This window comes from Shinella yambaruensis (assembly GCF_050859155.1).
GTDB classification, from domain to species: Bacteria; Pseudomonadota; Alphaproteobacteria; order Rhizobiales; family Rhizobiaceae; genus Shinella; species Shinella yambaruensis.
In genome coordinates, this window is sequence record NZ_CP150638.1 from 4157842 (window position 1) to 4172080 (window position 14239).

13 protein-coding genes are annotated in these 14239 nt (G+C 67.7%); 3 read left to right on the forward strand and 10 right to left on the reverse strand.

The window, feature by feature from the left end; genetic code table 11:
* Nucleotides 1-58 precede the first annotated feature (58 nt).
* On the forward strand, nucleotides 59-1258 hold the full coding sequence (locus WMC41_RS20235; RefSeq protein WP_432345973.1) for an MFS transporter: 1200 nt from the start codon (nucleotides 59-61) through the stop codon (nucleotides 1256-1258).
* Between the two features lie 65 nt (nucleotides 1259-1323).
* Here WMC41_RS20235 and purU read toward each other — a convergent pair whose 3' ends face one another.
* A complete protein-coding gene (gene purU / locus WMC41_RS20240; protein ID WP_263195050.1) occupies nucleotides 1324-2208 on the reverse strand; it encodes a formyltetrahydrofolate deformylase in 885 nt (294 codons plus the stop codon).
* Between the two features lie 372 nt (nucleotides 2209-2580).
* Here purU and WMC41_RS20245 point away from each other — a divergent pair, with 372 nt between their 5' ends.
* Complete coding sequence (locus tag WMC41_RS20245) at nucleotides 2581-3765, forward strand: hypothetical protein (RefSeq protein ID WP_432345976.1); 1185 nt, start codon at nucleotides 2581-2583, stop codon at nucleotides 3763-3765.
* A gap of 4 nt (nucleotides 3766-3769) precedes the next feature.
* On the opposite strand, the gene WMC41_RS20250 is transcribed toward WMC41_RS20245, so the two are convergent.
* The 8 genes from WMC41_RS20250 to WMC41_RS20285 are packed head-to-tail and all read right to left on the reverse strand — an operon-like array spanning nucleotide 3770 to nucleotide 11938.
* Nucleotides 3770-4783 carry a succinylglutamate desuccinylase/aspartoacylase family protein gene (locus WMC41_RS20250; protein ID WP_432345978.1) on the reverse strand — a complete coding sequence of 338 codons (1014 nt, stop codon included), beginning with the start codon at nucleotides 4781-4783 and terminating at the stop codon, nucleotides 3770-3772.
* Nucleotides 4784-4808: 25 nt separating this feature from the next.
* Nucleotides 4809-5153 (reverse strand): RidA family protein, encoded by a 345-nt coding sequence (locus tag WMC41_RS20255; RefSeq protein ID WP_023514656.1) that lies wholly within the window; start codon nucleotides 5151-5153, stop codon nucleotides 4809-4811.
* Nucleotides 5154-5180: 27 nt separating this feature from the next.
* Nucleotides 5181-6494 (reverse strand): alanine racemase, encoded by a 1314-nt coding sequence (locus WMC41_RS20260; protein WP_432345980.1) that lies wholly within the window; start codon nucleotides 6492-6494, stop codon nucleotides 5181-5183.
* Entirely contained in the window at nucleotides 6487-7443 is a 957-nt protein-coding gene (locus WMC41_RS20265) for an amidohydrolase family protein (RefSeq protein WP_432345982.1), read from the reverse strand. The genes WMC41_RS20260 and WMC41_RS20265 overlap by 8 nt, the downstream gene beginning before the upstream one ends.
* Nucleotides 7440-8396 carry an ABC transporter permease gene (locus WMC41_RS20270; RefSeq protein ID WP_398433245.1) on the reverse strand — a complete coding sequence of 319 codons (957 nt, stop codon included), beginning with the start codon at nucleotides 8394-8396 and terminating at the stop codon, nucleotides 7440-7442. Before WMC41_RS20270 ends, WMC41_RS20265 begins: the two co-directional genes overlap by 4 nt.
* Nucleotides 8378-9343: an ABC transporter permease gene (locus WMC41_RS20275; protein WP_432345985.1), complete on the reverse strand. Its 966-nt coding sequence runs from the start codon at nucleotides 9341-9343 to the stop codon at nucleotides 8378-8380. Before WMC41_RS20275 ends, WMC41_RS20270 begins: the two co-directional genes overlap by 19 nt.
* Nucleotides 9340-10848 (reverse strand): sugar ABC transporter ATP-binding protein, encoded by a 1509-nt coding sequence (locus WMC41_RS20280; RefSeq protein ID WP_432345987.1) that lies wholly within the window; start codon nucleotides 10846-10848, stop codon nucleotides 9340-9342. The genes WMC41_RS20275 and WMC41_RS20280 overlap by 4 nt, the downstream gene beginning before the upstream one ends.
* A gap of 19 nt (nucleotides 10849-10867) precedes the next feature.
* Entirely contained in the window at nucleotides 10868-11938 is a 1071-nt protein-coding gene (locus WMC41_RS20285; RefSeq protein ID WP_432345989.1) for an ABC transporter substrate-binding protein, read from the reverse strand.
* A 225-nt stretch (nucleotides 11939-12163) separates the two neighbouring features.
* Here WMC41_RS20285 and WMC41_RS20290 point away from each other — a divergent pair, with 225 nt between their 5' ends.
* Nucleotides 12164-12946, forward strand: coding sequence for an IclR family transcriptional regulator (locus WMC41_RS20290; RefSeq protein WP_245083164.1), 783 nt, complete (start codon nucleotides 12164-12166; stop codon nucleotides 12944-12946).
* Between the two features lie 10 nt (nucleotides 12947-12956).
* On the opposite strand, the gene WMC41_RS20295 is transcribed toward WMC41_RS20290, so the two are convergent.
* Complete coding sequence (locus WMC41_RS20295) at nucleotides 12957-14174, reverse strand: TIGR03862 family flavoprotein (protein WP_432345991.1); 1218 nt, start codon at nucleotides 14172-14174, stop codon at nucleotides 12957-12959.
* Nucleotides 14175-14239: the final 65 nt, after the last annotated feature.

The window sequence follows — 14239 nt, forward strand, 5'->3', positions numbered from 1 at the left end:
AATCCCTGTATGGGAAGCAGCCATGACGCGGAATTCGCGCGTATCATTCGAGGCCACCATGTCGACAGTCGTTCCCGCAGCGCCCCGCAGCGCCGCCACCACCACCTATTCCATCATCGTCGCCGTCAGCGCCTGCCACATGCTGAACGACATCATGCAGTCGCTGCTGACGTCGCTCTATCCGCTGCTGAAGGAAAACTACGCGCTCGATTTCTTGCAGATCGGCCTTCTGACCATGGCCTTCCAGGTCACCGCCTCGCTGCTGCAGCCGGCCGTCGGCATCGTCACGGACCGCTGGCCGATGCCCTTCTCGCTGCCGGTCGGCATGGGCAGCACCTTCGTCGGCCTCATCATGCTCGCCTATGCGCACAGCTTCCCGGTCCTGGTCTTCGGCGCCTGCCTGATCGGCCTCGGCTCGGCGATCTTCCACCCGGAATCCTCGCGCGTCGCCCGCCTTGCCTCCGGCGGCCGCCACGGGCTTGCGCAGTCGATGTTCCAGGTCGGCGGCAATGCCGGCACGGCGATCGGGCCGCTGCTCGCCGCCTTCATCGTGCTGCCCTTCGGCCAGACGAGCGTCGCCTGGTTCTCGGCGGTCGCGCTCCTCGGCATGGTCATCCTCACCTGGGTCGGCAACTGGTATGCCGGCGAGCGGCGGCTTGCCGCGGGCCGTCCCGCCGTCAGCCGCGCGCTGCCGCTGCCGCGCGGCCGCGTCGCCTGGGCGCTTGCCGTCCTGGTGCTGCTGACGACGACGAAGAACGCCTATCTCGCCAGCATATCGAGCTATTTCACGTTCTACACGATGGAGAATTTCGGCCTCGGCGTGCGCGACGCGCAGCTCATGCTGTTCCTCTTCCTCGGGGCCTCGGCGCTCGGCGTGTTCATGGGCGGGCCGATCGGCGACCGGTTCGGCGCGCGCTTCGTCATCTGGTTCTCGATCCTCGGCGTCATCCCCTTCGCCCTGATGCTGCCCTATGCGAACCTGTTCTGGACGGGCGTGCTGACGGTGCTGATCGGGCTGATCTTCTCCTCCGCCTTCTCCGCCATCGTCGTCTTCGCGCAGGAGCTGATCCCGGGCCGCGTCGGCATGATCGCCGGCATCTTCTTCGGCTTCGCCTTCGGGGCGGGCGGCCTCGGCGCGGCGGTGCTCGGCATCTTCGCTGACAGCCACGGCATCAACTTCGTCTACCAGGTCTGCTCCTACATGCCGCTGCTCGGTATCCTCACCATCTTCCTGCCGCGCCTGCCGGCAAGCCACTGAGGCGATCGCAGACGTTCCCGAATATGAAAAGGCCGGCGTTTCGCCGGCCTTTCGTCGTCTTCGGCTCAGCCCATGCGCTCGGAGGCGTAGGAACCGGGGCTGGGCGGGAAGACGATGGTCTTGTTGCCGTTCATGAAGACGCGGTGGTGGATATGGGCATGCACCGCGCGGGCCAGAACCTGGCTCTCCACGTCCCGGCCGATCGACACATAGTCGTCCGCCGACTGCGCATGCGTGATGCGCGCCACGTCCTGCTCGATGATCGGACCCTCGTCGAGGTCTTCCGTCACATAGTGCGCCGTCGCACCGATCAGCTTCACGCCGCGCTCGAAGGCCTGCTTGTACGGGTTCGCCCCCTTGAACGACGGCAGGAACGAGTGGTGGATGTTGATGATCCGGCCCGACATCTTCTTGCACACCGCATCCGACAGCACCTGCATGTAGCGGGCGAGCACGATCAGCTCGGCGCCCGACTGCTCGACGATCTCCATCAGCCGCGCCTCGGCCTGCGGCTTGTTCTCCTTCGTCACCTTGACGTGGTGGAAGGGGATGTCGTGGTTGACGATGACCTTCTGGTAATCGAAATGGTTCGAGACGACGCCGACGATGTCGATCGGCAGCGCGCCGATCTTCCAGCGGTAGAGCAGGTCGTTCAGGCAATGGCCGAAGCGCGAGACCATCAGCAGCACCTTCATGCGCTCGTCGCTGTTGTGGAACTCGTAGGCCATGGCGAAGGCCTTGGCGACCGGCGCAAAACCCGCGTCGATATCGTCCTGGCTTGCGCCGCCTTCGCTCTTGAAGGTCAGGCGCATGAAGAACAGGCCCGTCTCCTGGTCGTCGAACTGCGAACTGTCGACGATGTTGCACTCCTTCTCGGCGAGGTAGCCGGTAATCGCGGCGACAATGCCGCGGGTCGATTGGCACGATACGGTCAGCACATAGGTCTTCATCGGTTCGTTTCTCGCGTTCGGCCGATGCGGAGGGCTGGCACCGGCGGATCCCCTTTCATACGCCGCATGGACGGCTTGGCGCATATTTCAGGCCGCTTGCCTTCGCGCAAGCCCCTGCAATGGCGAGAAGCTACCCCCGCTCTTGCAAGGAATCCCTCCGGTTCGCGACATTCAGTGCGTCGAAAATACCAACGGGGCCATTCCGGCGCGCGGCGGAAGCGCCCGGAGCATCCGGCCTGATGGACGCAACCGGCGGATTCTTTCAGCAATGCAAGCAGCGATGCAAGCCGCGCGGCACCGCATCGAAAATCCTTCTGGACACTATTATGGACAGATGTTCTATAAAATGGACAGATTTGCCGGGAGCACGCCATGCATCTTTCCATGTGGACCTATCCCTGGGACATCCAGGACCAGGGATTGCAGGCGTTCGCCGCCGATCTTTCCGGCCGGGCCGGCCTCAACACGGTGAGCCTTGCGACCGCCTACCATGCCGGCCGCTTCCTCCAGCCGCGCAGCCCGCAACAGAAGGCCTACTTCCCGGAAGACGGCACCGTCTATTTCCGGCCGGACGAAGCGCTGTGGCAGGGCAAGGAAATCCGCCCCCTGATGGCGCAGAACGTCACTGACCGCGGCGACATGCTGGACGCGCTGACAAAAGCGCGCGCGACGACCGGCCTTGCCGTCTCCTGCTGGACGGTCTGCCTGCACAATACCCGCCTCGGCATGCTGCATCCCGATCACGTGACCCGCAACGCCTTCGGCAATGCCAACCATTACAATCTCTGCCCCTCCAGCCCGGCGGCGCGCGACTATGTCGTGACGCTGGTGCGCGACATCACGGTGAACCACAGGCCGGACATGCTGGAGCTGGAAAGCCCCAACTTCATGGGCTTTGCCCACGAATACCACCATGAGAAGGATGGCGTCGGCCTCAATGCCGAGGACGACTTCCTCCTGTCGCTCTGCTTCTGCGACCATTGCACCGCCCGTGCCCGGAAGGCGGGCATACCGGTGGACGGCGCGCAGGAAACGGTGGCGCGCTTCATCGCCGAACTGTGCGAGCGCGCGGTGCCGGAAAAGCAGTTTCCCGATTTCCCCGCCGCCGGCATCGATGCTTTCCGCGATCACCCCGACCTGCATGCCTTCCTCGCCTGGCGCACCGAGCCGGTGACGAGCCTGATCGGCGAGATCAAGGCGGCCGCCGACCCGGCGACGCGCATCGTGCTGATCGACCTGAAGGACGGCTGGCTCGGCGGCGTCGACCTCGAAGCGGTCGGGAAGCTCTGCGACGGCGCAATCCTCTGCTGCTACGACATGGCGCCGGAGGCCGTCGGCGACGTCATCCGCACCGGCCGGGCGATGCTCGGCCCGGGCAAGTTCCTAGGGCTGGGGCTGCGCGTCTTCTATCCCGAGGTCGATGGCCCGGCCATCCTTTCCGCCCGCGCGAAGGCCGCCGTCGAGGCCGGCGCCGACGGCGTGAACTTCTACAATTACGGGCTCATTCCGGCAAAGCGCCTCGACTGGGTGAAGGAAGCCGTCGGCGCGATCACCTGAGGGCTCAGCCGTCGATCGGCTCGGCGACCTGGATCAGGCAGTCGCCGGCCTGGCTGTCGCAATGCAGCCGGTGCGAGATGACGATGCCGCTTTCGGCAAAGTGCAATTCCTCTTCCGGCTGCTCCAGCCGTTCGAGATCGTGATACCAGCCGGCAAGATCGCCCGCCGAGACGGTCGTGCCGAGCGGCACGGCGGGCTCGAACCAGCCGCGCCGGTCCGCATAGATGCCCTGGCTGTGCCGCGACAGCGACAGTAGCTGCAGCGCCGGCGGCGCCGCGAGCGGCGCGCGCGACAGCACCGGCTCTTTCGCAATGCCGAGTGCCATGAGCAGCCGGTCGATCGCCGCCGCCGTGAACGCCATGCTCTCCGGCGTCACCGTGCCGCCGCCGCCGAATTCGCCGGAAAGGCCGATCGTGCCGGCGCGTCCCGCCGCGCCCATCGAGGTCGGCGCCGCCGGTCCGTTGTCGGCGATGAAGGCATGCGCGGCGCCCATCGCCCGCATCAGCGCGACCGAGCGCGCAAAGCGCGCGGCATCCGCCTGCCGCTCGATCAGCGTGCAGGGCAGATGCGCCATGGAGGTGCCGCCCGAATGCAAGTCGAGCACCGCGTCATGGCGCGGAAAGAGATCGTGTTCGAGGAAATGCGCCAGCCGCGCCGTCGGCGTGCCGGCCGGATCGCCGGGAAAGGCGCGGTTGAGATTGCCGCCGTCGAAGGGCGAGCAGCGCCGCGCCGCCATCACCGCCGGCAGGTTGGCCATCGGCAGGATGGTGACGGCGCCGCGGATTTTCGTGATGTCGAGCCGGCGCATCAGCCGCCCGAGCTGGAGCTCGCCCTCGTATTCGTCGCCATGATTGCCCGCCATCAGCAGCAGGCTCGGCCCCTCGCCGTTCTTCAGCCGCAGGATAGGGATGCGGATCTGGTAATAGGGCGAGCGGTCGACCGAATAAGGGATGGCGAGATGCCCGGCCTGCCGGCCGTCCCGGGAAAGATCGATCGGATTGACGAGGCCGCTGTGCATGGTGGCTCCAGTTCGGGCGGGGGTGTCAGAGCGCGGCGACGGCGGTCATTTCGACGCGCAGGTCCGGATCGGCAAGGCGGGCTTCGACGCAGGCGCGGGCCGGCGGGTTTTCGGGATCGATCCAGGCATCGTAGACGCCGTTCATCGCCTCGAAATCGACGATCGCCGGCAGGAAGACATTGACGGCGAGCAGTTTCGAGCGATCCGTGCCGGCTTCCTTCAGAAGGGCGTCGATCTTGCCGAGCACGTCGCGCGTCTGGTCCTCGAGGCCGGCCTTGCGGTTCTCCGCGACCTGGCCGGCAATATAGACGAGCCCGCCATAGCTGACGGCCTGGCTCATGCGCGAGCCCTTCTGGTAACGCTGGATCATGGGGTATTTCCTTTCTTCTTGGGAGGATCAGCCGAAGCTGGTGGGATAGGCTGCCGTGACCGTGTGGTCGGGGGCAAGGCCATAGAGGATCGCGTGCCGGTCGAGGCAGGTGCAGGGATGCGAGATGCCGAACTCGACCACGTCGCCGATGCGCATGTCGCTGCCGGCGGGAAGCGACATGAAGGCATGCTGGTCGTTGAGGCGGAGCACGTCGGCCCCGGCAAGGCGGCCAAGCAATGCGCCGTCGCGATAGAGCGCCAGCGGCCGCGGCAGGCCCTGGTCCATCGCGACATCGCGCAGGCCCATGCCGCAGATCGCAAGGCCCGGCTCGGGCAGCGAGAGCACCTCGGCCCAGACCCGCAGCGCCGGCCTGAAGCCGCTGCCGGCCGAGCGGACCTGCCCGCCGAAGCGGAAGCCCGCGCGGGCATCCAGCCCGGCAAGGCCGCGCTCGTAGACGCCGTGGTCATGGAAGAAGATCGCGCCGCTGCGCAATACGAGCCGGCTGTCGGGATCGGCGGCGACCGCGGCGGAGAGGCCGGCCACCACCCGGTCGAAGAAGACCGAGCCGCCCGCCGTGACGATCAGCGGGCGCGCATCACCGACCCGGGCGCGGACCTCTGGCAGGAAGGCCGCCGTCAGCGCCACCAGCCCGTCGATCCGGCGCAGGGTCTCTTCCGCGTCCGCCGTTGCGGCGGCGCCCTCATAGGTCGCGATGCCGGTGAGCCGGAAGGCGGGCGTTTCCGCGGCGAGGATGGCATCGAGGATCGCGCCCGCCGCTTCGGCGCTGCGTGCCCCGGCACGGCCGGCGCCGAGCTCGACGAGAAGGCCGAGCGGCGGGAGACCCTTGCGCCCCTGCCAGGCGGCCCGCAGGGCTTCGACCAGATCGACCGAATCGACGAAGACGTGCAGTTCCGCATCGGGATGGTTTGCGGCAAGCGCCGCGAACCGGCGCGCGGCCGCCGCACCGCCGATCTCGTTGGCGAGGATCAGCCGGCGCTGGCCGGCCTTCAGCAGCACGGCGGCCTGGCGGATATCGGCCACCGTGGTGCCCCAGGCGCCGGCCGCCAGCAGCGCGCCGGCAAGCGCCGCCGACATCGGCGTCTTCGCATGGGGCGCGATGGCAATACCGTGATCGCGCACATAATCCATCATCAGCGCGACATTGCCGGCAAAAGCCTCCCGGTCGAGCGAGATCAGCGGCAGGGCCATCGCGCCGTCATAGGGCTTCCAGCCCTGCGCCCCGATAGCATCGAGCGGCAGAGCCGCCTGGCCCGGCGGAAAGCCGCGGATGCGATCGTCGATCACCGGATTGTCCGGTCCGGTCACGGAAAGGTCAGGCATGGTTTTCTCCCTTGGCCGCGACGGGATCGGCGATCCCGAGGCGATAGGTGTCGTTGGCGGTCGTGAAGAAGAGGGCGCGCTGTTCATCGAGCGACAGCGGCCCGGCCGCGGCGCGAAAGACGGCGTAGATCGCGTCGAACGAGGCGTGCAGGCCGGTGACGGGAAAATCGCTGGCGAACATCGCCCGGCGAGGGCCGAAACAGGCGAGGCAATGCTCGATTACCGGGTGCAGGCTTTCCGGCGTCCAGTCATTGTCATAGGCGACGAGGTCGGAAATCTTCAGCCGCACATTCGCTTCGCGGCCGAGCGCCGCAAGGCCCTCGCGCCAGAGCGCCATCCCCTCCGCGCTGCGGTCGGCCGGGCTGCCGCCATGGTTGAGCACGAACAGCGTCTGCGGAAAGGCGCGCACGAGATCGAGCGCCTCGTCCATCTGCCAGGGATAGAGCATGAGGTCGAAGACAAGATCGTGCCGGGCGAGATGGGACAAGCCGGCGCGCCAGGCGGGATCGGCCATGCGGTGGGCGCGGGAGGCGAAGCTCTTTGCCGGCTCCGGATGCCAGCTGACGATATCGCGGATGCCGGCGACATCGGGATTGGCCGCCTCCGCCTCGATCAGGCGGGCGGCGTCCGGGCTGTCGAGCGGAACGCGGGCAACGCAGCGCTTCGCGACGCCGGACGTCCGGTCGAGACCGGCAAGCCAGCGGCTTTCCTCCAGCGGATGGGCGTCGGACCAGCCGGCCTCGACATGCACGCTGGCCACCACGTTCTGGTTCGCCGCATCCCGGCGGTAGTCTTCCACGCCGTAGTCCCGCAGGATCGGCGCAAGGCTGCCATAGACCATTTCCCCGCCCTCCGTCCGCGCCTTTTCCAGCCAGGGGTGACGCTTCAGCGAGAGGTCCCAGAGGTGGTGGTGCGGGTCGATCACCGGCCCGTCATAGCGCACCGTCATCGCCGCGCCTCGCGGCCGGAGATGAGCAGAAGCGCGAGGATCAGCGAACCGAACATGATGGAGCGCCAGCCCGGCGAGGCATTGACGACGGTGATCAGCGCCGTGGTGGTGACGAGCAGGATGGCGCCGGGAATGGTGCCGGCATAGGTGCCGCGCCCGCCGAGGATGGAGGTGCCGCCGAGCACGACGGCGGCGATCGACATCAGGAGATAGGGATCGCCGATGCCGACATAGCCCTGCCGGTTCATGCCGAGCACCAGGATGCCGGCAAGCCCCGCGAAGAAGCCGGACAGCGCATAGAGGAGCAGCGTGTTCCGCGCAACGCTGACGCCGGAAAGCCGCGCGGCCAGCGGATTGGCCCCGAGCGCGAGGAAGCGCGCGCCGAGCGGCATGCGGTGGATGATGAGGAGCACGACGACCGAGACGACGATCCAGAGGAGGATGCCGGCGGGAATGCCGAGGGGGCGGGCCTGGCCGAGCAGGATGACCGCGGGATTGCTGACGGTGACGGCGCTGCCGCCTGCGACGATGACGAGCAGCCCCTGGAGAAACGTCGCCATGGCGAGCGTCATGATGATCGGCGGCACGCGCAGATAGGCCGCGCCCGCCCCATTGAGGAGGCCGATTCCGGTGGCGAGGGCAAGGGCGAGCACGATGCCGACGAGGCCGGTCGGGTCGGCGGCCGGCGAGATCAGCGGCAGCAGGATCGCCGTAACGGTGATGACCGCCCCGACGGAGAGGTCGATGCCGCCCATCAGGATGACCAGCGTCTGCCCGGCCGCGACGATGCCGATGACGGCGGCAAGCTCCAGGAGATAGCGCAGGTGCCCATAGGCGCCGAAACCGCGCAGCGTGAGGCTGGCGACGAGCCAGACGAGGGCCACCAGGAGGAAGGTCAGGAGCGGCGGATTGCGGAACACGGCTTTCACGGCCTTCATCGCCTTGCCCTCCATTGCTTCAAGAGTTCCGGCACCGCCACGGCGCCGACGATGATCAGGCCCTGCGCGACATATTGCGCGACCGGCGGGAAACCGAGGAAGAACATGACGTTGATCATGACCGAGAGCAGGAGGCTGCCGCAGATCGCGCCGCGCATCGTGCCCTTGCCGCCGAGGAAGCCGACGCCGCCGAGCACGGCGGCCGCAATCGAATTCAGCGTGAAGGGCGTGCCGATGACCGGATCGCCCGAGCCCGTCTGCGCCGCGACGAAGAGACCGGCCAGCGCCGCCAGCAGGCCGGACAGCGCGAAGGCGACGATTTTCACCCGATCGACCGGAACGCCGGAGCGGAAGGCGCCGATCGGGTTGTCGCCGGCGGCATAGATGCCGATGCCGAGCGGCGTCGCCAGGAACGCCTTCCAGGCAAGGAGGATGGCGACGAGCAGCAGGAAGGCGACCGGCGTATGGCCGGCCAGCGTCGTCGACAGCCAGTCCGGAATGAAGCCGCCCGGACGCGGCAGCAGGATCAGCGCGACGCCGGTGATGATGAAGGAGCCCGCCAGCGTGACGATGATGGCCGGCAGCCGCAGATGCGCCACGATGGCGCCGATGACGGCACCGATGGCAAGGCCGGCAAGCGCGACGGCGAGGATGCCGCCGGGAACGCCCAGCGCGCCGCCCATGGTCGTCGCCGCGATCACCGCGCCGAGGCTGACCAGCGGGCCGATGGCAAGCGTGATGCCGCCATTCAGCATCAGGAGCGCCTGCGCCATGGTGACGAGTGCCAGCGGGAACCAGTTCTGCGTGAACTTGGAAAAGCCGCTGACGGAGAGGATGCCGGGAAACAGCACCGCATAGAGGACGAGGAAGGCGGCGACGACCAGGTAGAGGCCGCCGAGGCCGCGATTGCGGCCGCGCTGGATGGCCCCGTAAAGCCAGCCGGAGGACGGAACGGCGCTCATGCGGCCTCTCCCTTTTCGTGGATGCCCATGGCGGCGCCGACGATGGCCTCCTCGCTGATCGCCGCGCCGGAAAGCCGGGCAGCGACATGCCCCTCGCGCAGCACGACGACGCGATCGCACAGATGCACGAGTTCCGGCGTATCGGAGCTGGCGAGGATGACGAGCCGCCCTTCGGCGGCAAACGCGCGCAGCATGAGGTAGATCTCGCGCTTGGTCTCGATATCGACGCCGCGCGTCGGATCGTTGAGCAGCAGGATGGACGGATCGAGCGGCAGCCACTTGGCGAGCGCCACCTTCTGCTGGTTACCGCCGGAGAGCGCCTGCACCGGCCGGGCGACGTCGCCCTTGATCGTCAGGCGCCGCGCCAGGTCGGCGATCAGCCCGGCCTCCGCCGCACGGTCGCGAAAACCGCGCCGGGCGAGCCGGCCGAGCGAGGGCAGGATGAGATTGGCGGCGATGGAATGGGGCAGGACCAGCCCCTCATGCTTGCGATCCGCCGGCACATAGACGATGCCTGCGGCATTCGCCTCGCCGACATGGGCGGGCAGGCGGGGAAGGCCGGAGACCTCGGCATGGTCGGCCCTTGCGGGAATGGCACCGTAAAGACCGAGCAGCAGGTCTTCCTGCCCCTGCCCGACGAGGCCGCCGATGCCGACGATCTCGCCGGCGCGGGCGGAAAAGCCGATCTCGCGCACGAGGCCGGCCGAGAATGTCTCGACGTTTATACGCGTCGCACCGGGAGCGGTGGCGGAACGCGGCGGGAAGAGATCGCCCGTCTCGCGGCCCACCATGAGACGCACCAGGCCCTCGCCGTCGATGCCGGCCAGCGACTGGTCCGCGGTGACGCCGCCGTCCTTCAGCACGGTGACATGGGCGCAGAGCGCCTGCACCTCGTTGAGCCGGTGGGAGATGTAGAGGAGCGCCGTGCCGCGGTCGCGCAGCGTCCCGATGAGGCGGGCGAGAATGCCGGCCTCATGCGCGGAAAGCGAGGAGGTCGGCTCGTCGAGGATCAGCACGCGCGGCTTGCGGAACAGCGCCTTGGCGATCTCCACCATCTGCCGGCGGCCGAGCGAAAGATCGGCGACCGGCATGTCGAGCGGCTCGGTGAGCCCCACCATGGCGCAGACCTCCCGCACGCCCTTCTGAAGCGCGGCATAGTCGATGAGGCCGAAACGGCGCGGAAAGGCGCCGAGCCCGATATTCTCGGCGATCGACAGGTCGGCAGTCAGGCTCAGCTCCTGCTGCACCACGGCGATGCCCGCGGCGCGGGCGGCGGCCGGGCTGAAACGCCCGACCGGCCGGCCATCGACGAGGATGGCGCCGCTGTCCGGCTGGAGAGCGCCGGAAAGGAGATTGATCAGCGTGGATTTTCCCGCGCCGTTCTCCCCGAGCAGGGCATGGACCCTGCCCGGATGAAGGGCTATGTCGACGCCCTTCAGAACGGGATTGCCGAAAAACCCCTTGAACACCTGCCGGGCCTCCAGCAGGGGTCTTGTTTCCGTCATGACGGCATCCTTCACGGGATTACTGGGCGAGCAGCTTGTCGAACAGCGCCTTGTCGTAATCCGAGTAGATGTAGCCGTCGGCCGGGAACTGGTCCGCGCGGGCGAGGTAGGTGTCGATGGTGCTGTCGTCGATGACGGGCAGCGGCACCTTGACGAAGGCCGGCACGTCCTTGCCTTCCAGCGCCTGCACGGCCGTGTAGACCGAGAGCGCGCCGAGCCAGTTCGGCTGCATGGTGGCCCACCCCTTCAGGCCCTTTTCCTTCCACAGTTCGAGGAACTGGCGGGCATTCTCGCCGGTGATCGGCACCTGCTCGCGGCCCTGGCGGTCGAAGGCCATGACGGAACCGGCCGAAATCGCGCCGCCGAGCGAGAGCACGCCGTCGATTTCCGGATTGGCGAAGAGCAGGCTGGTCATCGCCTCCTGCGCCGGCGCGACATTGTATTCCGTGTTGGTCTCGGTGATGATTTCGAGGCCCGGATTGGCGTCGAGCACCGGCTGGGCGCCCTTGCGGCGGTCATCGCTGACGGAAATCCCGGCCGGGCCGTTCATGACGATGATCTTGCCCTTGCCGCCGAGCTGGTCGGCAAGCCACTTGGCAGCGCCCGCGCCCCATTCGCTGGAATCGGTGTTGATCTTCGCCGTCACCTTTTCCGTGTTGACGAGGCTGTCGAAGTTCACCACCGCGATACCCTTGTCGCAGGCATCCGAAATGACGCGGTCGAGCGCGTTGGAGGAGCCGGCGATGACCACGATCGCATCGACATTGGCGTCGATCATCGACTGGATGTGCTGGATCTGCGTCTGGGCGTTGCCCTGCGCGTCCGTGATCATCAGGTTCTTCACGAGTCCGGCCTTCTTCAGCTCCTCGACCTCGGCAGCAATCGTGCCTTCGGTCTGCTTCATCCAGGTCGGCACCGAATAGATGTTCGCCCAGCCGACCGTATAGGGCGCCTTGCGGTCGCCCTTGATGCAATTGGCGGCGGCCGAGGCGCTGCCGGCCGAAAGGGCAAGGATGGCCGCAGCGGCGGCGGCGCCCGCGAGAAGGCGGCTGCGCCGCGAAACGGTCGGGCTGTTTTCAAGCGTTTTCATGTCGTTCCCCTTTTTTGCGGCAGCGGATACGGGCTTGCCATCCGTCAATGTCCAATATATTGAACATATGATCTTTATAATGGACGATGCGATCTTATGCCGAATTTTCCGCCCCGCAAGGGGAGGTCGAAAATTTCGTATGCGACGACGGCCGGCCGCCGCGGATTGACAGATCGCGCGGGCGGCGTGAGAAGTTTGACGAGGACGAAGGCAGGAACGGACGAGATGGATGCTATTGCGGACGATGCTGGCGGCAAGCGGGCCCGGGGACTCGATCGCGCCTTCGAGATCCTCGATTTCCTGCGCCAGAAGCGGCAGGCGCTGAAGCCGAACGAGATTGCCGCGCAGATCGGCGCGCCGCGCTCATCGGTCTACGAGCTGGTGAACCTCCTCCTGCGCAACGGCATCCTGGAATTCACCGGCGGCGACGGCCGCGTCTATCTCGGGCGGAAACTCTATTTCCTCGGCGCGGCCTACGAGAACCATTTCGACTTCACCCGCGAATGCGAGGCGGCGCTGGAGCGGCTGGCCGGCGAAACGCGCGAGACCGCGCAGTTCTGCATGCTGGACGGCAACAAATACACCGTCGTGCACATGCGCGAGGGCGCAAGGCCCTTTCGCATCTCCACCGATATCGGCCAGTCGGTGCCGATCCCGTGGACCGCTTCCGGCCGCCTGCTCGTCGCCCACATGACGGACGAGGAAATCCTCGCCTTCATCCCGCCGCAGGATTTCCAGCTGCCGGGCGGCGAATGGCTCGACCCGCAGGCCTTCCTCACCGAGGTGCGCCAGGCCGGGCACGAAGGCTTCTTCACCTTCAACAGCATCGTCGACAGCTTCACCCATTGCTTCGCCGTGCCGGTCATGGACGAGGGGCATGCCGCCGCCACGCTGTGCCTCGTCACCCCGCGCGACGACGGACTGGCCAACCGCGATCGCTACCTCGCCTGCCTGAAGGATGCGGCCGCCAGCCTCGGCCAGGCGCCGACGCGGCCGAAGCGCAGCTGACCGTGTCGGCTCAATCCGCCCGATTGGATAGCCAGCGATCGATCCCCTCCGCTGCCGCCCGCCCGGTCGCAAGGCAGGCCGTCAGCAGATAACCGCCGGTCGGCGCCTCCCAGTCGAGCATTTCGCCGGCCACGAAGACGCCCGGCAGGGCCTTCAGCCCATAGTCCGCATCGATGGCATCGAACCGGATGCCGCCCGCCACGGAAATCGCCTCCGCGATCGGCCGCGGCCGGACGAGGGAGATGGCCAGGGCCTTGATCGCCGCGGCCAGCGCGTCCGGGGGCAAGATGTGGACATCCCGAACGCATTCCCGTAGCAGGGCCGCCTTGACCCCGTCGAGGCCCGCGCCCTTGCGGAGCCGGCTGGAAAAGCTCGCCTTGCCGCCCTGCCGGGCGAGGTCGGCCGCAAGCCGCGCGAGACTGCGCCCGGGTGCAAGATCGAGCGTGAGGGAGGCCGCGCCCGACGCCTCCAGCGCATCGCGCAGAACCGCCGCATGGGCATAGACGAGGCTGCCCTCGATACCCGTCTTCGAGACGACGAATTCGCCGGGGATCGTGCCCGCCGCGGACTGCGCCGTGACGCCCTTGACCGGCGCGCCGGCAAAGCGCTCGGCGAAGACCGGCGACCAGTCCACGTCGAAGCCGCAATTGGCCGGGCGGAAGGGCGCGATGCCGACGCCCCGTTCCGCAAGGCCATCGATCCAGGCCGCATCCGAGCCGAGCCGCGGCCAGCTCGCGCCGCCGAGCGCCAGCAGGACCGCATCGAACGCCATCACGGCCACGCCGTCGGGCGTCTCGACACGCAGCCCTTCCGGCGCAAATCCCGTCCAGCGATGGCGCACGCGGATGGCGACGCCCTGCCCTTCCAGCCGCGCCCGCCAGGCCCGCAGCAACGGCGAGGCCTTCATGGCGACCGGAAACACCCGTCCGGAGGATCCGACAAAAGTCTTCGTGCCAAGCCCCTCCGCCCAGGCCCGCAGGTCCCCGGGCGTGAAGGCATCGAGCGCCGGCCGCAGATGCGCGCCTGCCGCGCCGAAGCGGGCGGCGAAACGGTCATAGGGCTCGGAATGGGTGATGTTGAGGCCCGACTTTCCGGCCAGCAGGAACTTTCGCCCGATGGTCGGCATGGCTTCCAGCACGCTCACCGCATGGCCGCGCGCCGCAAGCACCTCCGCCGCCATCAGCCCGGCCGGCCCACCGCCGACGATCCCGATCCGCCGCTTGTCCATTCCACACCGCCTTGAAACCTTGCGTCGTTCTCATAAATCGTCTCCGGCGGCTCCGCCAGCACTCT